The sequence below is a fragment of the Sphingomonas sp. IC4-52 genome (assembly GCF_020707225.1).
Classification (GTDB): Bacteria; Pseudomonadota; Alphaproteobacteria; order Sphingomonadales; family Sphingomonadaceae; genus Sphingomonas.
This window is the reverse complement of record NZ_JAJFEU010000001.1, coordinates 59,958-83,617: the sequence shown is the minus strand read 5'-3', so window position 1 is coordinate 83,617 and position 23,660 is coordinate 59,958. Positions and strand designations below refer to the sequence as shown.

The following is a 23,660-nucleotide window of genomic DNA, read 5'->3' as shown; positions in this document are numbered from 1 at the left end:
GATTGTTGGTCAAATGAACGCATTCGGGCGTCGTAATAATGTGGGTACGGGCTCGCGGCCGGGTTTCGGCGTGGCCCGTCCGATGCAGGGCGGTGCGCCGCGCCCTGATCACGGCGGTGAGCAATTCCCCTCGCTCGACGCGCTCCCCCTGCCGGGGGAGATTGCCGCACCGGATAATTTCGGCACCATCCCCGCCGTCCAGATGGACGCGATGCAGCGCCTGGCCGAGCGTCAGGCCGCCTCCGGGGAAGCCGGCAACAGCCGCGTCGAGGGCTTCGAATCCTCGATCCACAAGATCAAGGAACAGGTGCTCCCGCGCCTTCTTGAGCGCGTTGATCCAGAAGCTGCTGCCACGCTCGGCAAGGACGAGCTGGCGGAGGAATTCCGCCCGATCATCGGCGAAGTGCTCGCCGAACTGAAGCTGACCCTCAACCGCCGTGAGCAATTCGCGCTGGAAAAGGTGCTGGTGGACGAGCTCCTTGGCCTCGGTCCGCTAGAGGAGCTGCTCGCCGACCCCGAAATTTCGGACATAATGGTCAACGGCCCGGACCAGACCTTCATCGAAAAAAAGGGCAAGCTCCAGCTCGCGCACATTCAGTTCCGCGACGAGGAGCATTTGTTCCAGATCGCGCAGCGCATCTGCAACTCGGTGGGTCGCCGCGTCGACCAGACCACGCCGCTCGCCGACGCCCGCCTCAAGGACGGCAGCCGCGTCAACGTGATCGTGCCCCCGCTCAGCTTGCGCGGCACCGCCATCTCGATCCGTAAGTTTTCCGCCAAGCCGATCACCCTCGACATGATGGCCGGCTTCGGTTCGATGTCGCCCAAGATGGCGACCGCGCTGAAGATCGCCGGCGCCTGCCGCTTCAACATCGTCATCTCCGGCGGCACCGGCTCGGGCAAGACGACGATGCTCAACGCCCTGTCGAAGATGATCGACCCGGGTGAGCGCGTGCTGACGATCGAGGACGCAGCCGAGCTTCGCCTGCAACAGCCGCACTGGCTGCCGCTCGAAACCCGCCCCGCCAACCTTGAGGGTCAGGGCGAAATCTCGATCCGCGATCTCGTCAAGAACGCGCTGCGTATGCGACCGGATCGCATCATCCTGGGCGAAATCCGCGGCGCCGAGTGTTTCGACATGCTCTCGGCGATGAACACCGGCCACGATGGCTCGATGTGCACGCTCCACTCCAACAGCCCGCGTGAGGCGCTGGCGCGTATGGAGAACATGGTGATGATGTCGGACATCAAGGTGCCCAAGGAAGCGATCAGCCGTCAAATCGCGGATTCGGTCGACATGATCATTCAGGTGAAGCGCCTGCGCGACGGGTCGCGCCGCGTTACCAACGTCACCGAGGTGATCGGCATGGAAGGCCCCGTCATCGTGACGCAGGAGCTCTTCAAGTTCGAATATCTCGATGAGACCGCCGACGGAAAGATCATCGGCGAATATCGCGCGATGGGCCTTCGGCCGTACACGATCGACAAGGCCAAGCAGTTCGGCTTCGACCAGGCGTTCCTCGAAGCCTGCCTCTGACGCGTCCTTAAGCTGCGGATCACCGGAGGCGGCGCGAACACGCCGCCTCCGCGATCGTCAGAAGCTTACCCGAGCCGCAACCCGGATGTCCCGGCCGGCGAGCGGCACATAATCCTTCGTGAACGACGCATGCCGGCGCGCATCGACGTCGAAGATGTTGTTCGCCGAAAGGATCAGCGTCGTTTCGCTCTCCCGGCCGAATGGCTTGAAGGAAAGCGACGCGTTCACGAGCGTGAAATCGTCGGTCCGCGTCTCGAAGCTCGCGATCCGGTTTTGCGCCGTGACATGCTCCACCTCGACGCGTCCGCCGAAGTCTCCCATCCGCGCCGTTAGTCCGCCCAGCACGCGCAGCGGCGGAATACGCGGAACCGCACCGCCATTGTTGGTCAGCTTCGCGTTGACGTAATCGGCGACCAGATTGCCATCCAGTTCGAACCCGCTCGTTCGGATCAGGTCCGCGCTCAGCTCGCCTTCAAAGCCATAATAGCGCGCGCCCGCCTGGAAATACTGGAACAGCGGCAGTTCGTCGCGCTCCAGGCCAGTCGCGTTCTCATAAATATAATCGTCGAACCACGTGGCATAGCCGCTCACCTGGAACTGCACCGGCCCGGTACTGCCGCGCGCATATAGCTCCAGGCCCCAGCTCTTCTCGGTCTTGAAGTTGGGGTTGCCAACCTCGAACGCCTGGGTGGCGATATGCGGCCCGTTGGAGAACAATTCCTCCGCCGACGGCGCACGCACCGCGCGCGATCCGTTGATGCCGATCCTGACCTCCGGCGCCACTGCATAGGAGAAGCCGAGCGCGCCGGAGAATGAATCGAACCCGCGGCTGACCGAGACTGGCGGGGCATCCTCGTCCAGCCCGACCCGAACTGCTCCCGCGCGCACCGCGGCATGTTCGTAGCGGCCGGCGAACTCAAATTCCCAATTCCCGCGATTGATCTCCTGCAACGTGAACACGCCGTATTGGTCGGTCACATTGGGCGGCACGAACGCTTCTGCCCCGATCGCGGAGAAGTCGCGGGTAAAGCCCTGAAAGCCGGTGACGCCGCGCCATCCGTCGCGATCCGCCTGCACCAGTTCTAGCCGGCCTTCGAATGCCTGGGAGTTGAACACCGTGCCGACCTCGGCGCCTTCGAACTCGGTGTGCTTGTAGTCGGCAAAGCCGGCCCGGATCCGGATCTTGTCCAGGAAGTCGCCATTCACATTCACTTCGCCGCGCATGTCCGCGCGCAGCTGCTTGACGGCGATCGTCACATCGCCGTGATCATGGCCTTCTTCTTCATGGTCATGGTCATGATCGTCGTCGTGGTCATGGCCGTCGTCATGGTGGTGGCCGGCACCGGGGCGTTCCGGCACGCCATATTTGCTGTCGTAATAGCCGACCGAGAACCCCAGGCTTCCGCCCTCGTTGATCAGTCCCAGCCCCGCACCTAGCGTATAGGTTTCAGTGCCACTGTTCGGCACGCGGCCACGTCGATTGGCCCGCGCGGTCGCCTCGGCGGCTTCGGCTGCGTGTCCTTCCTCGGCCTCCTCCGCTGCGATCGCCAGCTGTTCGCGGCGAAGGCCGGGCGCGAGTTGGTAGCCGCCGATGCGCAGGTCGTCGGACTTGCGATAACTGCCGTCGACATGCGCGACGATCTGGTCGGACAGCGCGACGTCCAGACCAGCGCCGGCGCTGCGCTCATCCGCTGCCGAACCATAGGTGCCGATCGCGTCGACGTGATAGCCCTTCTCCGGCACCGCTCGCGGGATGCGCCGGTCGATCACGTTCACGGCACCGCCGATCGCCTGGCTCCCGAACAGCAGCACCGCCGGTCCACGCAGCACCTCGATGCGCTCGGCGGTCAGCGGATCGATCGTCACGCCATGGTCGGTTGAGGTATTCGACACGTCGAGCGAGCCGAGCCCATCGGTCAGCACGCGCACGCGCTCGCCCTGGAACCCGCGCAGCACCGGGCGGGAGGCGCCCGGGCCGAACGACGTGGCGGACACGCCCGGCTGGCTGGTCAGCGTCTCGCCGATCTGCGGGCGGATGTCGCGAACCAGCTCGTCGCCGGTGATCACCGACTTGCCGGCCAGCAGGTTGAGATCACGAACAAATGGCGCGGTGATGACGATTTCGGGATCGGCATCGACATGGGCCGACTTGTTCGTAGCCGGCTGATCGCTCGACTGCGCATAAGCGGGAATGCTGAACAGAGCCGTTCCCGCCAACAGGATCGCGTTTACTTTCACCCAAACCCCCAATGATCCGTTCGGCGCCCGGTTAACGGGTACGTAATAACATCACAATACTCATTTTCACGTTTCCGCCGCCGCTTGCAGACAGGTTATCGACCCCCCAACTGAAAGGTATGACGGAGGCAAACCCTTCCGAAGAGCAGGCCAGCGACGCCGCGGACCAGAAGCCGCGCGCGCCGCGCCACAGCGTGTTTCTGAGCGCAACGGTGGAGCATTTCGGCGGAAAGAAGCCGACCCGCCATCGCGTACGCGATCTTTCCACCGGCGGCGTGCGGATCGATCAGGCCGCCGGCTTTAGGGAAGGCGCCACCGTTCTCGTCAGCGTGGGTGCGCTGGATGCCGTCGGCGCAACGGTGGTCTGGACACGCGATAGCCTTGCCGGCCTGAAGTTCGTCGAGCCCATCGATCCGGAGGCGGCGCGCGCGAAGGCCGCCGTCGCGCCTCAGCCCTTCCGCGGCCAATCGCGAGACCTGAGCGTCAATGCCCCCACCGCCGGATGGGTGCCCAACCTCAACAGCCCGTATCGCCGCTAGGACCACGCCTCCGGCAGACTGCCGATCAGCACTGACATTTTCTCCGCCACGTGGGGTCGATTCCGCCGGAAACGCGTTTCACGGCAAACGGCAGGGAAAATGGCGATGGCTGACGATCGTGAGCGGCAGATCAGGGAACGGGCATATCGCATTTGGCAGGACGAGGGCGAACCCTCGGGCCGCGAACAGGATCACTGGTCCCGCGCCGAGGCGGAGCTTTCAGGCAACGATGCCGCTGAGAACGACGAACTGATCTCGGACAGCGCCGAGGATCTGCCGTTCGGCGAGCCTGAGGACACCGGCCGCGCGGATGCGTCGCTCACCGGTACCGAAGCCACCGATCAGGGCAAGGCCGGCGCCGCCGAGGTACCGGAGACCAGCGGCATCGCTGCCGCGGCCGGTCAGCCTGTCGCGCCTGCCCCGAAGGGCCGCAAATCGAAGGGCGGGATCAAGGTTTCCGACTAACCCCGCCCGCCGCCCCTATCCATGACCGACTGCGGCGGGGTGGAGGCTTCACCCTGCCCGCTACCATCGCGAGGCCGCACGCTTGCCATTCACCGTTGACCGGCTCCAGCCCGGCTCCCCCCACCCGCTGGGCGCCACCTTCGATGGCCTTGGCGTCAATTTTGCCGTCTTTTCCGCCAATGCCGATGCGATCGAGCTGTGCATCTTCGATCCCGCCGGCAAGCGCGAGATCAAGCGCTTCTGGCTGCCCGAGTGCACTGATGAGGTGTTCCACGGCTATCTGCCTGACGTCGAGCCTGGCCTTCTCTACGGCTATCGCGCGCACGGCCGCTATGAGCCGGAGGCTGGCCACCGCTTCAATCCCAACAAGCTGCTGCTCGATCCCTATGCGCGAAAGCTCCACGGCCAGATCCGCTGGACGGACGCGCTCCACGGCTATCGCATCGGCTCCCGCCGCGAGGATCTGAGCTTCGACAAGCGTGACAGCGCCGCCGCCATGCCAAAGGCGGTGGTGGTCGACGATCATTGGGATTGGTCACGCGATCGCCGCCCCAACACGCCCTGGTCGGAAACCGTCATCTACGAGGCGCACGTCAAGGGCCTGACCAAGCTGATGGAGGAAGTGCCCGCGCGCGATCGCGGCACCTATGCGGCGCTCGGCCACCCCGCCGTCATCCGCCACCTCCAGCGGCTCGGCGTCACCGCGATCGAGCTGCTGCCGATCCAGTCGTTCACGCAGGATCGCTTCCTGCAGGAAAAGGGCCTCAGGAATTACTGGGGCTATAACACGCTCGGCTTCTTCGCCCCCGAACAGGCCTATATGGCGCGCGACCAGCAGGACGAGCTTCGCCGAGCCGTGTTCCGCCTTCATCAGGCCGGGATCGAAGTCATCATGGACGTGGTGTACAACCACACCTGCGAGGGTTCCGAAAAGGGGCCGACGCTCTCCTGGCGCGGCCTCGACAACGCCAGTTACTATCGCCTCGTCGCCGACAATCCGCGCTATACGATCAACGACACCGGCACCGGCAACACGCTCAACATGAGCAAGGCGCGCGTGATCCAGATGGTCGCCGACAGCTTGCGCTATTGGGCGACCAGCTTCGGCATCGACGGCTTCCGCTTCGATCTCGGCCTCACCCTCGGGCGCGAGGCGACCGGCTTCGATCCCGGCGCCGCCTTCTTCGATGTCGTGCGCCAGGACCCGGTCCTCAGCCGGCTGAAGCTGATCGCAGAGCCATGGGATGTCGGCCCCGGCGGCTATCAGCTCGGCCATTTCCCGCCCGGTTTCGCCGAGTGGAACGACAAATACCGCGACACCGTGCGCAGCTATTGGAAGGGTGATCCCGGCACGCGCGGCGATCTCGCCGCCCGCCTGTCTGGCTCGGGCGACCTCTTCGACCGCCGCTCGCGCCGCCCATGGGCCAGCGTCAACTTCCTTGTCGCGCATGACGGCTTCACCCTCGCCGACACGGTGATGTACGAACATCGCCACAATGAGGCGAATGGCGAAGACAACCGCGACGGCCACGACAACAACCATTCCCGCAACTGGGGCGCGGAGGGGCCGACCGACGATCCCGCGATCAACGACGCCCGCGGCCGCGTCATGCGCTCGATGCTGACCACCTTGCTCGCCTCGCTCGGCACGCCGATGCTGGTCGCCGGCGACGAATTCGGCCGCACACAGCAAGGCAACAACAACGCCTATTGCCAGGATAATGAGATAAGCTGGCTCGACTGGACCGCCGCCGCAACGCCCGAGGGGCAGCAGCAAATCGATTTCACCGCCCGCCTGACCGAGCTTCGCCGCCGCTACCCCGTGCTGCGCGCGCCGACCTTCCTTTACGGCCAGGACTCGCCCGGCCACGGCGTCAACGATGTCGAATGGTGGGATGAGCGCGGTGAGCGGCTGAGCGACGCGGATTGGCAAAACCCGGAAGGCCGCGCGCTGATGATGCGCCGTGCCACCCGCACAGAGGCCGGCGAGGTGGAGGCGGTCTCGCTCCTCCTCAATGCCAGCGAGGATCCGATCACCTTCCACCTCCCTCCACCCGAAACCCGGCGCATCATCCTGATCGACAGCGCCAAGCCCGATCAGGGCGAACTGGAAATCGGCAACGAATATGAGGTTGCACCGCAAGGCGCCGTGCTCCTCACCTGGACCAGCGCATGGGACGCGTGACGTCCTGGGGGCCGGAGCCGCTGGCGGACGGCGGCACGCGCTTTCGCCTGTGGGCGCCCGGTGCTCCGCAAATCGCGCTGGAGTGCGACGGCGAGCACCTGCCGATGACCTCGCAGGGCGACGGCTGGCACTTCATCGATCATGCCGCTGGCGCCGGCACGCGCTACCGCTTCCGGATCGGCGATACGGCAGTTCCCGATCCCGCCTCGCGCCGCCAGCAGGGCGGCGTTCACGGTCACAGCGTCGTTCCCGATCACACCTATGACTGGCGAACGCCCGACTGGCGCGGTCGCCCGTGGCACGAGATGGTGATCATGGAGTTGCACGCCGGCGTGCTCGGCGGGTTCAGCGGCGTCCTGCAGCGCCTGCCCGCCATTGCCGCGCTTGGCGTCACTGCAATCCAGCTCATGCCGATCAACGCGTTCGCGGGGGACCGCGGATGGGGCTATGACGGCGTCCTGCCCTACGCCGTCCATGAAGCTTATGGCTCGCCCGACGAACTGCGCGCCCTCGTCGACGCGGCGCACGAACTCGGCCTCAGCGTCTTCCTCGACGTGGTCTACAATCACTTCGGCCCCGACGGTAACTACCTCGGCCTCTATGCCGATCGCTTCTTCCATCGCGATGTCGTCACGCCTTGGGGCGGGGCGGTTGCGGTGGATGAGCCAGCCGTCGCGCGCTTCTTCATCGACAATGCTTTGATGTGGCTTCGCGACTATCGCTTTGATGGCCTGCGCTTCGATGCCGTCCACGCCATCGACAACCCTGCGTTCCTCGACGCCATGGCTGCCGAGATCCGGGCGGCCTTGCCAAATCGCCACGTCCACCTGGTTCTCGAAAACGAACATAACGACGCCGGTCGCCTCCACGCCGACGCTTATGACGCGCAGTGGAACGACGATTTCCACAACGTCCTCCACGTCCTGCTGACCGGCGAAACCAGCGCCTATTACGGCGACTTCGCCGATCGTCCGGCGGAGCATCTCGCCCGCTGCCTCGCCGAAGGGTTCATCTACCAGGGCGATCCCTCGCCCAATCACGACGGCAAACTTCGCGGCACGCCGAGCGGGCATTTGCCCCCGACCCGCTTCGTCAGCTTCCTTCAGAACCACGATCAGGTCGGCAACCGCGCGATGGGCGAGCGGCTGACCCTCCTCACCGATTCCGGCAAGCTGCGCGCCGCCATCGCCTTGATGCTGCTCGCGCCGCAGATCCCGTTGCTTTTCATGGGTGAGGAGGAAGGCAGCGAAACCCCGTTCCTGTTCTTCACCGATTTTCAGGACGAGCTGGCCGAGGCCGTTCGTGAAGGCCGCCGCCGCGAATTCGCCAAGTTCGCGGCCTTCGCCGATCCGAAGGCTCGCGAGCGCATTCCCGATCCCAACGCGCCGTCGACCTTTGAAGCGTCCCTTCCGCTCCCTGGCGCCGACGCGTTGGTCTGGCGGGCCTTCTATCAGGATCTGCTGCGCCTGCGCCGGGAGCGGCTCGTTCAACATCTCGCCGACGCCACCGCCATCGGCGCGGAGGCCGTGGGCGATGCGGCCGTGGTCGCTCGCTGGCGCCTCGGCAATGGCGCTCGCCTGACCATTGCGATCGACCTTGCGGACACACCCGCCGCAGCGTGGCCAGCCTCGGACACGACACCGATCTTCATGACCGACGATCGCTTCGCGGCCTGGATAGAATGACCGATCTTCATGCCGCCGCCGCCGCCGCTGGCCTGAAACGGGATTGGACCGACGCGAGCGGCCGACCGCAACAGGTTGCCGACTCGGTGTTGGAGGCGCTGCTTTCGCGTCTCGACATGACACCTGCCGAGCAGCCGTTCGTATCGGCGACGGTGGGCGCTCCTATTCTCTTGCCGGGGGCTTCGGCAGGGATGGCTGATCTGGTGTTGGAGGATGGAACCACGCGCCCGCTGCCGGTGTCCGAGGCGGGCGTGGCCGCACCTCTCGACGTCATCGGCTATCATACGCTGTCGATCGGAAGGCATCGCTACACGATCGCCATCGCTCCCCCGCGCTGTCCGCAGCCGAGCGGACGCAGTTGGGGCGTGTCGGTGCAGATCCCCTCGCTCCGCGATCAGCGCGCATCCGCCTTCGGTGACTACGGCACGCTGGCGGACGCCGCCGCTGCCTTCGGCCGCGCGGGCGCTGCCGCCCTGGCGATCAGCCCGACCCACGCGCTCTTTCCGGCCGATCCGCATCGCTTCAGCCCCTATGCACCCTCTTCGCGGCTGTTCCACAATGCGATGCTCGCCGATCCGTCGCTGGTCGGTGCTCCCTTCCCTGATGAGCAGTCCGGCGACCTCATCGACTGGCCCAACGCGCTATCGGCGCGGCTCACGCACCTTCGCCGAGTGTATCTGGCCGAAAATCTCCGCCTACAGGCCGCGGTTACTGCATTCGCGGCCGAGAAGGGGCCGGATTTAGCCGCGCACGCCCGTTTTGATGCGCTGCACTGCCGGCTGGGCGGCGCCGGCTGGCCCGATTGGCCGACCGAGTTCCAGGATCCCGCGAGCCCCGCCGTTCAACGCTTCGCCACCGAACATGCGGATGAAATATCCTTCTTCATATTCCTTCAGTGGTTGGCCGACCAAGGCCTTGAACACGCTCAGAAGGCTGCCCGTAAACAGATGGCGATCGGCTTGATCGCAGACCTGGCCGTCGGCACCGACCGCGCTGGCAGCCACGGCTGGAGCCGGCGCTCCGATCTGCTCAGCGGCGTCTCCATCGGTGCACCCCCCGATCCGCTCGGCCCGGACGGCCAGAACTGGGGGATCTCCGCACTCGACCCCTACGCGCTTCAACGCACCGACTTTTCTTCGTTTATCAATACCATACGCACTGCTCTTCGACACGCCGGCGGCCTTCGCATCGATCACGCCATTGGCCTGGACCACCTCTGGATCGTGCCCGACGGCGGCACCGCCGCGGATGGCGCCTATCTCACCATGCCGGGCGACACGCTGAAGAATATCGTGGCAATCGAGGCATATCGCGCCAATACCATCGTCATCGCGGAGGATCTGGGGACGGTCCCGCCTGGGCTGCGCAACGATCTCTCTCGACGCGGCATGCTGGGCATGCGGGTTCTTCCTTTCGAACGTGACACCGAGGGCGAGTTCGTTCCGCCTGCTAAGTGGGATGCCGACGCCGTTGCCATGACCGGCACGCACGACACGCCCACCGTGGCTGGCTGGTGGAAAGGCCGCGACCTGGAATGGCGTACCAGGATCAGTGGCGTAACTGATCCCGCCTCGTCGACGCAGCGCAGAGAAGAACGCAGCTCCATGTCGCAAGCCATTGGGATATACAAAGATCAGCTTACCCCGCCCCTAGATGAGATCATGGAAGCCGTCGCAGAAGCGCCTGCCACGCTCGCGGTATTCCCGATGGAAGATCTCCTCGGCCTCGAAGAGCAACCGAACCTCCCTGGCACCACCGACCAGCACCCGAACTGGCGCCGCCGTATGCCAGCTGCCACCTCAGCCCTTCTCGCCCGACCGGACGTTCAACGCCGTACCCACATGCTTTCCGAGAAGAGGCCTGGATGATCCCTCGCGCCACCTACCGCCTGCAGTTTCACAAGGATTTCACCTTCGCCGATGCCGAGGCGATCCTGCCGTATCTGGACCGGCTCGGCATCAGTCACGTCTATGCCTCACCTGTCACCACCGCGGCTCCGGGCTCCAGGCACGGCTATGACGTGATCGATCCCACGCGCATCAATCCGGAGCTCGGCGGGGAGGAAGGCTTTCGACGCCTCGCGGCGGCGTTGCGCGCCCGCAGCATGGGGATCATCATCGACATCGTTCCCAATCACATGGGTGTCGCCGGCGACACAAACGCTTGGTGGAACGACGTGCTGCGCCACGGCCGCGACAGCCAATATGCCGACGTGTTCGACATCGACTGGTCGCGTCCGATCCTGCTTCCCGTCCTCGGCATTTCGCTCTCCGAGGCACTCGCGAACGGCGCGCTTACGGTGGAGCGGCATGAGGAGCGATGGTGGCTCGTCGCTTATGGCGACAAGCGCTTTCCACTCCGCGACGAAGATCAGGATGCGCCCGATCAGGCGCCGATCGAGGCGCTGCTCGACCGCCAGCACTACCGGCCGGCCTTGTGGCGCACGGCCAATGATGAACTCAACTGGCGACGCTTCTTCGCCATCAACGAACTCGCCGGCGTTCGGGTCGAGGACCCGGGCGTTTTTGACCTTACCCACGCGCTCTACCTCCGTCTCTATGGCGAGGGGCTGATCGACGGCGTTCGCGTGGATCACGTCGACGGGCTGACAGACCCGCTGGGATATTGCCGCAAGCTGCGGGAGCGGTTGGAAGCACAGGTCCGCCCTGCGGACGCGCCGCCGGGCCCGCCCTGGATCGTGATCGAAAAAATCCTGGGACCGGGCGAGCTCCTTTCGTCTGAATGGCAGGTACATGGCACAAGTGGCTATGATTTCATGGAAGAAGTGGCCGCACTTCTCCACGATCCCGCCGGCGCGGCGCCACTTGGTGAGATGTGGCGGGAGGTGAGCGGCCGCTCACCGGATCTCGAGCCGGAGGAATTGCTCGCTCGTCAGCAATTGCTCGCCTGGCAGTTCACGGGCCAGCTGGAAAGCTGTGTCGACGCCTTCGTCGCGATCGCGCCGGACGGGGTCACCCGCTCGATGCTCCGCCGGGCCGTCGAACGACTGCTATGGGTGTTTCCCGTGTATCGAACCTATGGCCCCGATGCGCCTGCCAGCGATCAGGCTGTACGCGATGCGGTGCGCGATCGCGTCCGGCCGCATGTGCCGCCCGGGGAAACCGAGGTCACGGACATGATCCTCGATTGGCTCGCGGGGCACGGGGCAGGAGATGCTGCACTCAGGGCAGAAGCGGTCCGCCGTTTCCAGCAACTCTCCGCGCCCATCGCTGCCAAGGCGCTCGAGGACACCGCCTTCTATCGCTACGGCCGGCTTCTTTCGCGCAACGACGTCGGTTTCGATGCAGGATGCATGTCGGTTTCTCCCGCCGCCTTCCATCAACGGATGGAGGCGCGCGCCCGCGATTGGCCGCACGCCATGCTGACGACTGCCACTCACGATCACAAGCGCGGCGAAGACACCCGCGCGCGGCTCGCCGTGCTCAGCGAGATGCCGGCGCGATGGCAGGCAATCGCGATGGAGTGGGAGCGGATCGCCGCCGACCATGCCGACGGCGTCGATCGGGCAGACCGCTACATGCTGTTCCAGTCGCTATTGGGCGCTTGGCCAGATTCGCCGGAAGAGGATTTCGCCGACCGCATCTCCGCCTGGCAGACCAAGGCGCTTCGGGAAGCCAAGTTGCGCTCCTCCTGGGAGGCACCGAACGAAGATTATGAAGACCGCTGCAACGATCTGGTCGGAAAGCTGATCGGAGACAGTCGGTTTGTCGCCTCCATGCAGTCCTTTCTAGCCGAGATCGAGCCGGCTACAGCCCGCAACAGCCTCATCCAGGTGGCGCTCCGGTACACCCTACCCGGCGTGCCGGATCTTTATCAGGGGAATGAGTTCGCGGATCTGAGCCTCGTAGATCCAGACAATCGACGCCCGGTCGATTACACCGCCCGCATCACAGCCCTGGACGCACCGCCACCCAAGCTCCAGCTGCTGTGCGATCTGCTCAGCGCGCGTCGACGATACCCGGATCTGTTCGCAAGCGGCAGCTATGAGCCAGCCACGGTAGAGGGCGCTGGGCCCTCGCGTCTGCTAGCCTTCGAACGACAACACGGAGGCGCGTCACTGCGCTGCGCCGTCGCACTGAATGGAACACCGCCCGCGAGCGCCTCGATCACGTTCCCGTCCGGTACCCGTTGCCCTGCCGCCGCGCTGTTCGCCCAATCACCGGTCTGGTTCGAGATCGCCTGAACTCGTCGCGGGATCAGCGTATCAAGACTGTTCGTCAGCCCCGTAGAACAGCTTGCCGATCTCGATCTCCGGCCGCCCCTGCGACACGCGATGCGCATTGGTGTCGCGCAGCGAATAGACGCAGCCGCAATATTCCTGCTGGTAGAAATGCTCGCGCTTGGAAATGTCGATCATCCGTGCCGCGCCGCCGCCCTTGCGCCAGTTGAACGTCCAATAGCTGAGGTCGGGGTAATGCGATGCCGCGCGTTCGCCGCAATCGTTGATCTGCGCCATGTTCTTCCAACGCGAAATCCCCAGCGACGAGGTGATGACCGGGAAGCCATTCTCATGCGCATAGAGCGCGGTGCGCTCGAACCGCATGTCGAAACACATGGTGCAGCGGATACCGCGCTCGGGCTCCTGCTCCATCCCCTTGGCGCGCTTGAACCAGTTCACCGTGTCATAATCGGCATCGACGAACGGCACGTCATGCTTCTCGGCGAAGCGGATATTCTCCTCCTTGCGCAGGAGATATTCTTCCTTGGGGTGGATGTTCGGATTGTAGAAGAAGATCGTGTAGTCGATCCCGCTCGCCGTCATCGCTTCCATCACCTCGCCGGAACACGGCGCGCAGCAGCTGTGCAGCAGCACTTTCTTGTGGCCCTCGGGCGGGGTCAGCAGGGGGCGTTCGATCTCGGTCATGGCGCGGCGATATACGGGAAGTCGGCCCGGAGGGCAAAAGCGCTATCTTCGCAAAGTTCGCAAGCCGTCCGGCGCGCATCCGCCGATCTTCGCCCTTTAACGGGCCCGCATGGGTTGCGTCGTTGCGGATAATGCACAAATGAAGGGACCGTGATCGTACGACGCGACGCGCACGCCCGGGTTAGAGCCTCGTTCCTGTGCGCCGAGCAACGCCAGGTAGAGATTCGCCCATGAACAAAGCATTCCGCAAACAGCTTCCCGGCACGAACGTCGACTTCTTCGACACGCGCGAGGCGATTGAGGCGATCCGCCCCGGCGCCTATGATGGCCTGCCCTATGTCTCGCGCGTGCTGGCCGAGCAGCTGGTGCGCCGCTGCGATCCCGCCTTGCTCACCGATGCGCTGACCCAGATCGTGGAGCGCAAGCGCGATCTCGATTTCCCCTGGTATCCCGCGCGCGTCGTCTGCCACGACATCCTCGGCCAGACCGCGCTCGTTGACCTCGCCGGCCTGCGCGATGCGATCGCCGACAAGGGCGGCGATCCGGCCAAGGTGAACCCGGTCGTCCCGACTCAGCTGATCGTCGATCACAGCCTCGCGGTGGAGCATGGCGGCTTCGATCCCCAGGCGTTCGAGAAGAACCGCGCGATCGAGGATCGCCGCAACGAGGATCGCTTCCACTTCATCGAGTGGACCAAAGAGGCGTTTCAGAACGTAGACGTGATCCCCGCCGGCAACGGCATCATGCACCAGATCAACCTGGAGAAGATGTCACCCGTCATCCAGCTGCGCGACGGCGTCGCCTTCCCCGACACCTGCGTCGGCACGGACAGCCACACGCCGCACGTTGACGCTCTGGGCGTGATCGCCATTGGCGTCGGCGGGCTTGAGGCGGAAACCGTCATGCTCGGCCGCGCATCGATGATGCGCCTCCCCGAAATCGTCGGCGTGAAGCTCACCGGCAAGCGCCAGCCCGGCATCACCGCGACCGACATCGTCCTCGCGATCACCGAATTCCTCCGCAAGGAGCGGGTCGTCGGCGCGTGGCTCGAATTCTTCGGGGAGGGTGCTGAAAGCCTAACGATCGGTGACCGCGCGACCATCTCCAACATGTGTCCCGAGTACGGCGCGACCGCCTCGATGTTCTACATCGACCAGCAGACGATCGACTATCTCCTTCTCACCGGCCGCGAGCCAGAGCAGGTGAAGCTGGTCGAAACTTACGCCAGGCACACGGGCTTGTGGGGCGATTCGCTGAAGACCGCGCAATATGAGCGTGTCCTTGAGTTCGACCTCTCGACCGTGGTGCGCAATCTCGCCGGCCCGTCCAACCCGCACCGCCGCCTGCCGACCTCCGCGTTGGAGGAAAGCGGCATCGCCGTCGGGCTTGAGGCCGCGCAGGAAGAGGAACGCCAGGGTCTGCTGCCGGACGGCGCGGTCATCATCGCCGCGATCACCAGCTGCACCAACACGTCGAATCCGCGCAACGTCGTCGCCGCCGGCCTCGTCGCGAAGAAGGCCAATGACCTTGGCCTCGTGCGCAAGCCTTGGGTGAAGACCAGCTTCGCCCCCGGCTCGATCGTCGCGCGCCTCTATCTGGAGGAGGCCGGCCTCCTGCCCGAGCTCGAGAAGCTCGGCTTCGGCATCGTCGGTTTCGCCTGCACCACCTGCAACGGCATGTCGGGGGCGCTCGATCCGGAGATCCAGCAGGAGATCATCGACCGCGATCTGTATGCTACCGCCGTTCTCTCGGGTAACCGCAACTTCGACGGCCGCATCCATCCTTATGCCAAGCAGGCGTTCCTCGCCTCGCCGCCGCTGGTGGTCGCCTATGCGCTCGCCGGCACCGTCCGCTTCGATATCGAGCAGGACGTGCTGGGTGTCGTAGACGGCAAGGAAATCCGCCTCAAGGATCTCTGGCCGACCGACGAGGAGATCGACGCGATCGTTTCCGCGCACGTGAAGCCGGAGCAGTTCCGCAAGGTCTATGAGCCGATGTTCGGCGCGCGCGCCCGCTCGGCGGAAAAGATCAGCCCGCTCTATGACTGGCGCCCGATGTCGACCTACATCCGCCGCCCGCCATACTGGGATACCGAGGGCGTCGGCGCGCTCGCCGCGCATCCGCGCACGCTGAAGGGGATGCGCCCGCTCGCCATCCTGCCGGACAATATCACCACCGACCACCTCTCGCCCTCGAATGCGATCCTGCCCTCGTCGGCGGCGGGTGAGTATCTGGCGAAGATGGGCGTGCCGGAGGAGGACTTTAACTCCTACGCCACGCACCGCGGCGATCACCTCACCGCGATGCGCGCGACCTTCGCCAACCCGCAGCTCGTCAACGAGATGGCGGTGGTCGACGGCCAGGTGAAGCGCGGCAGCCTCGCCCGGGTCGAGCCGGACGGTGTCGTCATGCGCATGTGGGAGGCGATGGAGACCTACGCGCAGCGCAAGCAGCCGCTGATCATCATCGCCGGCGCCGACTACGGCCAAGGCTCCTCGCGTGACTGGGCGGCTAAGGGCGTCCGCCTCGCCGGCGTCGAGGCAATCGTGGCTGAGGGCTTCGAGCGGATCCACCGCACCAACCTCATCGGCATGGGCGTGCTGCCGTGCGAGTTCAAGCCGGGCACCACCCGCCTGACGCTCGGCCTCGACGGTACCGAGACCTATGACGTGATCGGGGATCGTCAGCCCGGCGCCACGCTGACGCTGATCATTCACCGTAAGGATGGGACGACCGAAGAGGTGCCCGTCACCTGCCGCCTCGATACTGCCGAGGAAGTCTCGATCTACGAGGCGGGCGGCGTGCTGCAGCGGTTCGCACAGGATTTCCTCGAATCCGAAGCGGCGGCGGCATAATGGCCGGCCAGGTCCGCATCCCCGCCACCTACATGCGTGGCGGCACCAGCAAGGGCGTGTTCTTCCGGCTGGAGGATCTGCCCGAAGCCGCCCGGGTTCCGGGTCCCGCCCGTGACAAGCTGTTCCAGCGCGTCATCGGCAGCCCCGATCCCTATGGCGCGCAGATCGACGGCATGGGCGGCGCGACGTCCAGTACCAGCAAATGCGTCATCGTCTCGCCGAGCAGCCAGCCGGATCATGACGTCGACTATCTCTACGGTCAGGTGTCGATCGACACCGATTTCGTCGACTGGTCGGGCAATTGCGGCAACCTGTCGACCGGCGCGGGCGCCTTTGCGATCCACGCCGGCTATGTCGATGCGAACCGCGCCGAAAACGGGATGTGCACGGTGCGCATCTGGCAGGCGAACATCAACAAGACGATCATCGCGCACGTCCCCGTCGCCAACGGGGAAGTGCAGGAAACCGGCGACTTCGAGCTCGATGGCGTCACTTTCCCGGCGGCCGAGATCGTCCTTGAATTCGTCGACCCCGCCGACGACGGCGAAGAGGGCGGCTCGATGTTCCCGACCGGCAACCTCGTCGACGAACTCGACGTGCCGGAGGAGATCGTGCCCGGCGGCAAGCTCAAGGCGACGATGATCACCGCCGGCATCCCGACGATCTTCGTTAATGCCGCCGACATCGGCTTCACCGGCACCGAACTCCGCGAGACGATCAACAACAATCCCGACACGCTGCGCCGCTTCGAGACGCTGCGCACGATCGGCGCGCTCAAGATGGGCCTCATCAAGTCGCCCGAGGAAGCCGCCAAGCGGCAGCACACGCCAAAGATCGCCTTTGTCGCGCCCCCGACCGACTACGCCTCGTCGAGCGGCAAGATCGTCAAGGGCGAGGATATCGACCTGCTCGTCCGCGCGCTGTCGATGGGCAAGCTCCACCATGCGATGATGGGCACCGCCTCGGTCGCCATCGCCACCGCCGCGGCCGTGCCCGGCACCCTCGTCAACCAGGCGGCCGGCGGCGGGGAACCCCAGGCGGTCCGCTTCGGCCACCCCTCGGGCACCTTGCGCGTTGGCGCCGAGGCGAAGCTGGTCGACGGCCAGTGGACCGTCACCAAGGCGATCATGAGCCGCAGCGCACGTATCCTCATGGAAGGGCATGTGCGCGTGCCCGAAGGAAGCTTCTGACCAGCTGCCCGGCACGGGTAGAAGCTGCAACACGCCCGAAACGGGCAGATTGATTAGTCAAAGAGGACCGAAAGAGCATGACCGACACCGCCACCGCTCCCACCTTCAAGCCGAAGAAGTCCGTCGCCCTCTCCGGCGTCACCGCCGGCAACACCGCGCTGTGCACCGTCGGCCGCACCGGCAACGACCTGCACTACCGCGGCTATGACATCCTCGATTTCGCCGAGACGGCGGAGTTCGAGGAAATTGCCCACCTCCTCGTCCACGGCTGGCTCCCCAATGCGGCCGAGCTCAAGGCGTACAAGGCGAAACTGAAGGCGTTGCGCGGCCTGCCGCTGGCCGTGAAGGAGGCGCTCGCCGCCCTCCCCGCCGCCGCCCACCCGATGGACGTGATGCGCACCGGCGTGTCGGCGCTCGGCTGCGCGCTGCCGGAAAAGGACGATCACAACTCACCGGGCGCGCGCGACATCGCCGACCGGCTGATGGCTAGCCTCGGCTCGATGCTGCTCTATTGGTACCATCTGTCGAACAACGGCGTTGAGATCGAAGTCGAGACCGACGATGAATCGATCGGCGGCCACTTCCTCCACCTGCTCCACGGCGAAAAGCCGTCCGATAGCTGGGTGCAGGCGATGCACACCTCGCTGATCCTCTATGCCGAGCATGAGTTCAACGCCTCGACCTTCACCAGCCGCGTCATCGCCGGCACCGGGTCGGACATGCATTCGTGCATCACCGGCGCGATCGGCGCGCTGCGCGGCCCCAAGCACGGCGGCGCCAACGAAGTCGCGTTCGAGATCCAGAAGCGCTACCAGAACCCGGACGAGGCAGAGGCCGACATCCGCAAGCGCATGGAAGCCAAGGAAGTCATCATCGGCTTCGGCCACCCCGTCTATACGATCAGCGATCCGCGCAACGTCGTCATCAAGCGCGTCGCCAAGAAGCTGTCGGACGAGGCTGGCTCCACCAAGATGTACGACATCGCCGACCGGCTTGAATCGGTGATGATGGAAGTGAAGAAGATGTTCCCGAACCTCGATTGGTTCTCGGCCGTCTCCTATCACATGATGGGCGTCCCCACCGCGATGTTCACCCCGCTGTTCGTCATCGCCCGCACCTCGGGCTGGGCAGCGCACGTCATCGAACAGCGCGAAGACAACAAGATCATCCGCCCGTCGGCGAACTACACGGGTCCGGAAGACCTCAAGTGGGTGCCGCTGGCCGAGCGCAAGTAAGCGCCCGCTGACGTAGTGAGAGGATCGGAGGCGCGGCCATCGTCGAGGGCCGCGCCAAGCTAAAAAAATGCTGACGCCAACCCAAATCAGACGCTGAATAAGCAAGGACCGATAATGCCTTACCTCCTCGCCTCCGACCTCCCCACCGAATCCGCCGGCAAGCGCTTCCGCGCCGGCCTCGAGCGTCCGGGCATCTTCCAGCTGCCCGGCGCGCACAATGGCCAGGCCGCGATCCAGGCGCGCAACGCCGGCTTCGACGGCCTGTACCTGTCGGGCGCGGCGATGACCGCCTCGATGGGCCTGCCCGATCTCGGCATCATCACCGTCGATGAAGTCGCCTTCTTCATCCGCCAGATCGTCCGCTCGTCGGGCCTGCCGCTGCTCGTCGATGGCGACACCGGCTATGGCGAGGCGTTGAACGTGATGCACATGGTCCGCACCTTCGAGGATGCCGGGGCCGGCGCAGTCCACCTCGAGGACCAGATCCTGCCGAAGAAGTGCGGCCACCTGAACGGCAAGAACCTCGTCTCGGCGATGGACATGGCGACCAAGGTCGCCGCTGCGAAGAAGGCCGCGCGTGACATCGTCATCGTCGCCCGCACCGACGCCGCCGGTGTCGAGGGCTTCGACGCCGCGGTCGATCGCGCCAAGCTCTATGTCGAGGCCGGCGCCGACGCGATCTTCCCCGAGGCGCTTAACACGCGCGAATTGTTCGAGAAGTTCGCCAAGGCACTGCCCAACGTGCCGCTGCTCGCCAACATGACCGAATTCGGCAAGACGCCCTTCTACACCGCGAAGGAATTCGAGGAGATGGGCTACAAGATGGTGATCTGGCCGGTTTCGTCCCTACGCGTCGCCAACAAGGCGCAGGCGGAACTCTATGCTTCGATCAAGGAGCATGGCGGCACGCACAAGTATGTCGACCGGATGCAGACTCGTCAGGAGCTGTACGACACGATCGGCCTCCATGATTTCGAGGAACTCGACGCCAGCATCATCAAGACGGTGGTGCCGGTGATGCCGCAGGAGGGCTGATCCGCTTCGGTATGCCCGGCCGGCGTCGCGCCGGCCGGGCAGCCACCCGCCTTTTCGCAACATCCGCAAGGCGCTAAGCTCCCGATCCGGCAACGCTGGCTTCCCGCCGGCCGCTGGATGCGAAAGGTGCAAAGGCGCACATGCGGAAGACCTTCATGGGCGTGCGGCTGCGGCGGCTACGCGAGGAACGGCGACTGAAACAGGTCGAGCTCGCCCATGCGCTCGGCATCTCGACCAGCTACCTCAACCAGATCGAACAGAACCAGCGCCCGCTGACCATGCCGGTGCTGCTGAAGATCAACGCCGTTTTCGGCATCGACGTGCAGCTATTCTCGGAGGATGAGGAGGCGCGCCTCATCACCGACCTGCGCGACAGCCTCGCCGAAGCGCCCGAGCCGATCGCGCTCGCCGAAATCCGCGAGCTCGCCACCAACATGCCCGCCGTGGCGCGCACCCTCATCAGCCTCCAGCGCCGTCACCGCGAGATGATCGAGCGGACCGAGGCGATGGCTGATCAGCTTGGCAATGAATGGCTCGGCGGTGGCTCGGCGCGCATGCCGTTCGAACAGGTGCGCGAGTTCTTCCATGCGCATAACAACCATATCGAACCGCTCGATCAGGCGGCCGAGCGCCTCTACCGGGAGGCCGGTTTTGCCCCCCGTATGGTCCATGCGGGGCTGATCGAGCGCTTCCAGCGGCTGCACGACATCCGCGTCGTCCATGCCCAGCCGGGCTCGGTGCAGCGCCGCTACGATCCCGACACCCGCGTCCTTCACATCTCGCCCGATCTGCGGGCCGGCCAGCAGGCGTTCCAGATGGCGACGCAGCTCGCCTTCCTGGAAGTCGGCGACCTGATCGACGATCTCGCCAGCAGCCCGGTTCTGACCGGCAGCGAGGCACGCCGGCTCGCGCGGATCGGCCTAGCCAATTACTTCGCCGGCGCGCTGCTTCTCCCCTATGCCGACTTTCTCGCCACGGCGGAGCCGCAGGCCTATGATATCGAGCGCCTCGGGCGCTATTTCGGCGTCGGGTTCGAAACGATCTGCCACCGTCTTTCCACGCTCCAGCGGCCAGAGGCGCGCGGCGTCCCCTTCTTCTTCATCCGCGTCGACCGCGCGGGCAATATCTCCAAGCGGCAGTCGGCGACCGACTTCCACTTCTCGCGCGTCGGCGGCAGCTGCCCCTTGTGGAAGGTGTATGAGGCCTTCGCCCAGCCCGGCCGCGTGCTGCGCCAGGTCGCGCAAATGCCCGACGGCCGCACCTATCTGTGGGTCGCGCGCACGGTGCGCCGCACCGCCGGCGCCTTTGGCGAGCCCGGCAAGACCTTCGCCATCGCGCTCGGCTGCGACATCCGCCACGCGCACCGCCTCGTCTATTCGCGCGGTTTTGACCTCAGCGATCCGTCCGCCGCCACCCCGATCGGCGTCGCGTGCAAGGTGTGCGAACGCACCGCCTGCCCGCAACGCGCCTTCCCCATGATTGGCCGCGCGGTCGCCGCGGATGAGAACCGCGCGACCCTGACCCCCTATCCAGTCGCCTAATCCAGCCTCAACTTCCGATAATGAGTTTCGCTTGCAATAGCAGGCAAACGCTTCTAGCGGGCTTCCCATTCAAGGGAGGCACGAACCATGATGATCTCTGCATTGCTGGCCAGCGCTGCCGCGATTGCCGCTCCGGAAGCGCTCGCCGAGGCGCAGCGCGGCGAGGACATCGTGGTGACCGGTCAGCGCAGCGAAGGCAGCGATGATTATGGTGTGCGGACGCAACGAACCGCCACACGCATTCAGATGAGCCAGCGGGAGACGCCGCAGTCCATCAGCGTCGTGACCCGCGCCCAGATCGACGATTTCCAGCTGAACGACGTCAACGCACTGCTGAATACCGTGCCGGGCGTCAGCGTCCTGACTTCGGACACTGACCGCATCTACTACTCTGCGCGCGGGTTCGACATTCAGACGTTCCAGGTCGACGGGATTGGCCTGCCCTTTTCATTTGGCATCCAGACCGGGTCCATCGATACCGCCATCTATGATCGCATCGAAGTGGTCCGTGGCGCGCCCGGCCTGCTATCCCCCACGGGTAACCCTTCAGCCGTGGTCAACTTCATCCGGAAACGCCCCTACCGCGAGCTGAAGGCCTCCGGCAGTGTGCAATATGGCTCCTACGACAATTTCCGCGTCGATGCCGATGTCAGCGTACCGCTGACCCGGGACGGTTCGATCCGGGCCCGCGCGGTCGGTGCGTATCTTGATACGGACAGCCACCTTGATCGCTACGGCCTGCAGCGTTGGACGGGCTATGGCATCGTCGAGGCCGATCTTGGTTCCAACACCGTGATCTCCGCAGGCTATGGCCATCAGGATCATCGCAGTCGCGGCGCCATGTGGGGGGCGATCCCGCTTTATTATACTGATGGCACGCGGCTCGAGTTTGATCGCAGCGCGAATTACGCGCCGGAATGGTCCTCATGGGGCGTGGTGGAGCGCCAGATCTTCGGAGATCTGACCCACGACTTCGGGAACGGCTGGACGGCAAAACTGTCGGTACTGCGGCGCGCCAACAGCGAGGACGACCGGCTCTTCTACGTCTACGGCAACCCGGTCCGCGGCGCACCAGGCGGTATCGACTTCGGGGATCCGAACGATCCCGACGATACACGCGCGATCTTCAGCTATCCCGGCGCCTTCAAGGGCGAGACTCGAAACCTGACGATTGATGGGTATCTCAGCGGCAAGCTCTCGGCCGGCGGCCGGGATCACGACGTCGTGCTCGGGCTGCAGCGCGGTGCCGAAAAGTACCGGCAATATTCCAGTTATGATTACAGCCAGGTCGGCATTCCGCTGTCGCTCGACACCTTCTTCGATGGTGCGTTCCCTCGGGTCGATTTCCCGACGCCCTACGCACTCAGCCTCGACACCCACCTGGTACGCGAGACCGTCTACGGCCTCGCACGCCTGAATCTGGCTGATCCGCTGAAGGTCATGCTGGGCGGCAACTTCACCCACGCCACCAGTGAAGGCGATTCCTACGGAACAGCCCAGGCTTACGACCGCTCGCGCTTCTCGCCGTTCGTCGGCGCCACATTCGATATCTCCTCAAACCTCAGCCTGTATGCCAGCTATGCGAAGATCTTCCGTCCGCAGGTTGAGGTAAGCGCGACAAACGAAATCCTGCCGCCGATCGTGGGGGACAATCTCGAGGCTGGCCTCAAGGCGGAATGGTTCGGCGGACGGCTATACGCCAGCGCAGCATTGTTCCAGGCGCGCCAGAACAACACCGCCTTCGGCCAGTTCGACTCGACCCTGGGCCGCACCGTGTACATTCCGGTCGATGCAAAGTCGCAAGGCGTTGAGCTTGAGTTCGGCGGTGAGCTCGCGGCGGGCCTGCAAGCCACTGGTGGCTTCACGACGATGCGGATCCGGGATCAGAACGACGAACCCGAGCGCACGTTCGTGCCCCGCAACGTTGGTCGCCTGAACATCACCTACGCACCGCCAGCGCTGCCAAAGCTGAAGCTTGGCACCTCACTCCAGTACCAGAGTGACTTCTACTTCGAGCCGGGCGGCCTCACGCCTGCTGGTGATCCGATCCGGCTGGAACAGGGTGGGTATGTGCTAATGGACCTGATGGGCCGCTACGAACTCACGCCGAATGTTGCGATCGGCGTCAACGTGCGCAACGCTACGAACAAGCGGTACCTTAGTGCCCTGACGTTCGACCAAAGCTTCTACGGCCCGCCCCGGACGGTCCTCGGGACGGTGAGCTTCCGCTACTGATCGAGACAGTCTACGCCTCTTGGTCCCGCTCGGTT

Annotated in this window: 15 protein-coding genes; 13 read left to right on the top strand and 2 right to left on the bottom strand. The window is 65.0% G+C overall.

What is annotated here, in order from left to right; translation table 11 throughout:
- The first annotated feature begins 13 nt into the window (after positions 1-13).
- Positions 14-1,537 (top strand): CpaF family protein, encoded by a 1,524-nt coding sequence (locus LK535_RS00340; protein ID WP_227769920.1) that lies wholly within the window; start codon positions 14-16, stop codon positions 1,535-1,537.
- Positions 1,538-1,594: 57 nt separating this feature from the next.
- On the opposite strand, the gene LK535_RS00335 is transcribed toward LK535_RS00340, so the two are convergent.
- Positions 1,595-3,775 carry a TonB-dependent receptor gene (locus LK535_RS00335; RefSeq protein WP_227769919.1) on the bottom strand — a complete coding sequence of 727 codons (2,181 nt, stop codon included), beginning with the start codon at positions 3,773-3,775 and terminating at the stop codon, positions 1,595-1,597.
- A gap of 119 nt (positions 3,776-3,894) precedes the next feature.
- Here LK535_RS00335 and LK535_RS00330 point away from each other — a divergent pair, with 119 nt between their 5' ends.
- From LK535_RS00330 to treY, 6 genes are all read left to right on the top strand, one after another.
- The gene (locus tag LK535_RS00330) at positions 3,895-4,314 is read left to right on the top strand and encodes a PilZ domain-containing protein (RefSeq protein ID WP_227769918.1); all 420 of its coding nucleotides are present in this window, start codon (positions 3,895-3,897) and stop codon (positions 4,312-4,314) included.
- Positions 4,315-4,419: 105 nt separating this feature from the next.
- A complete protein-coding gene (locus LK535_RS00325; protein ID WP_227769917.1) occupies positions 4,420-4,779 on the top strand; it encodes a DUF2934 domain-containing protein in 360 nt (119 codons plus the stop codon).
- 82 nt (positions 4,780-4,861) lie between these two features.
- Positions 4,862-6,964: a glycogen debranching protein GlgX gene (gene glgX / locus LK535_RS00320; RefSeq protein ID WP_227769916.1), complete on the top strand. Its 2,103-nt coding sequence runs from the start codon at positions 4,862-4,864 to the stop codon at positions 6,962-6,964.
- Positions 6,952-8,649, top strand: a complete 1,698-nt coding sequence (gene treZ / locus LK535_RS00315; protein WP_227769915.1) for a malto-oligosyltrehalose trehalohydrolase — start codon at positions 6,952-6,954, stop codon at positions 8,647-8,649. Before glgX ends, treZ begins: the two co-directional genes overlap by 13 nt.
- On the top strand, positions 8,646-10,517 hold the full coding sequence (malQ, locus tag LK535_RS00310) for a 4-alpha-glucanotransferase (protein ID WP_227769914.1): 1,872 nt from the start codon (positions 8,646-8,648) through the stop codon (positions 10,515-10,517). Before treZ ends, malQ begins: the two co-directional genes overlap by 4 nt.
- Positions 10,514-12,853: a malto-oligosyltrehalose synthase gene (gene treY, locus LK535_RS00305; RefSeq protein WP_227769913.1), complete on the top strand. Its 2,340-nt coding sequence runs from the start codon at positions 10,514-10,516 to the stop codon at positions 12,851-12,853. Before malQ ends, treY begins: the two co-directional genes overlap by 4 nt.
- A gap of 21 nt (positions 12,854-12,874) precedes the next feature.
- Here treY and LK535_RS00300 read toward each other — a convergent pair whose 3' ends face one another.
- The gene (locus tag LK535_RS00300; RefSeq protein WP_227769912.1) at positions 12,875-13,534 is read right to left on the bottom strand and encodes an epoxyqueuosine reductase QueH; all 660 of its coding nucleotides are present in this window, start codon (positions 13,532-13,534) and stop codon (positions 12,875-12,877) included.
- A gap of 230 nt (positions 13,535-13,764) precedes the next feature.
- Between LK535_RS00300 and acnD the strand changes: the two genes are divergently transcribed.
- The 6 genes from acnD (at position 13,765) to LK535_RS00270 (ending at position 23,625) form a co-directional block, all read left to right on the top strand.
- A complete protein-coding gene (acnD, locus tag LK535_RS00295) occupies positions 13,765-16,389 on the top strand; it encodes a Fe/S-dependent 2-methylisocitrate dehydratase AcnD (protein WP_227769911.1) in 2,625 nt (874 codons plus the stop codon).
- On the top strand, positions 16,389-17,579 hold the full coding sequence (prpF, locus tag LK535_RS00290; protein ID WP_227769910.1) for a 2-methylaconitate cis-trans isomerase PrpF: 1,191 nt from the start codon (positions 16,389-16,391) through the stop codon (positions 17,577-17,579). Before acnD ends, prpF begins: the two co-directional genes overlap by 1 nt.
- Positions 17,580-17,656: 77 nt before the next feature.
- Positions 17,657-18,814, top strand: coding sequence for a 2-methylcitrate synthase (gene prpC, locus LK535_RS00285; protein WP_227769909.1), 1,158 nt, complete (start codon positions 17,657-17,659; stop codon positions 18,812-18,814).
- A 114-nt stretch (positions 18,815-18,928) separates the two neighbouring features.
- A complete protein-coding gene (gene prpB, locus LK535_RS00280) occupies positions 18,929-19,849 on the top strand; it encodes a methylisocitrate lyase (RefSeq protein WP_227769908.1) in 921 nt (306 codons plus the stop codon).
- Positions 19,850-19,989: 140 nt separating this feature from the next.
- Entirely contained in the window at positions 19,990-21,390 is a 1,401-nt protein-coding gene (locus LK535_RS00275; protein WP_227769907.1) for a short-chain fatty acyl-CoA regulator family protein, read from the top strand.
- A gap of 87 nt (positions 21,391-21,477) precedes the next feature.
- Positions 21,478-23,625, top strand: a complete 2,148-nt coding sequence (locus LK535_RS00270; protein ID WP_227769906.1) for a TonB-dependent siderophore receptor — start codon at positions 21,478-21,480, stop codon at positions 23,623-23,625.
- Positions 23,626-23,660 lie beyond the last annotated feature (35 nt).

Coding starts and splice junctions, on each gene's coding strand:
- LK535_RS00340 (WP_227769920.1), top strand. CDS start 14: ATGAACGCATTCGGGCGTCGTAATAATGTGGGTACGGGCTCGCGGCCG.
- LK535_RS00330 (WP_227769918.1), top strand. CDS start 3,895: ATGACGGAGGCAAACCCTTCCGAAGAGCAGGCCAGCGACGCCGCGGAC.
- LK535_RS00325 (WP_227769917.1), top strand. CDS start 4,420: ATGGCTGACGATCGTGAGCGGCAGATCAGGGAACGGGCATATCGCATT.
- treZ (WP_227769915.1), top strand. CDS start 6,952: ATGGGACGCGTGACGTCCTGGGGGCCGGAGCCGCTGGCGGACGGCGGC.
- malQ (WP_227769914.1), top strand. CDS start 8,646: ATGACCGATCTTCATGCCGCCGCCGCCGCCGCTGGCCTGAAACGGGAT.
- treY (WP_227769913.1), top strand. CDS start 10,514: ATGATCCCTCGCGCCACCTACCGCCTGCAGTTTCACAAGGATTTCACC.
- LK535_RS00300 (WP_227769912.1), bottom strand. CDS start 13,534: ATGACCGAGATCGAACGCCCCCTGCTGACCCCGCCCGAGGGCCACAAG.
- acnD (WP_227769911.1), top strand. CDS start 13,765: ATGAACAAAGCATTCCGCAAACAGCTTCCCGGCACGAACGTCGACTTC.
- prpF (WP_227769910.1), top strand. CDS start 16,389: ATGGCCGGCCAGGTCCGCATCCCCGCCACCTACATGCGTGGCGGCACC.
- prpC (WP_227769909.1), top strand. CDS start 17,657: ATGACCGACACCGCCACCGCTCCCACCTTCAAGCCGAAGAAGTCCGTC.
- prpB (WP_227769908.1), top strand. CDS start 18,929: ATGCCTTACCTCCTCGCCTCCGACCTCCCCACCGAATCCGCCGGCAAG.
- LK535_RS00275 (WP_227769907.1), top strand. CDS start 19,990: ATGCGGAAGACCTTCATGGGCGTGCGGCTGCGGCGGCTACGCGAGGAA.
- LK535_RS00270 (WP_227769906.1), top strand. CDS start 21,478: ATGATGATCTCTGCATTGCTGGCCAGCGCTGCCGCGATTGCCGCTCCG.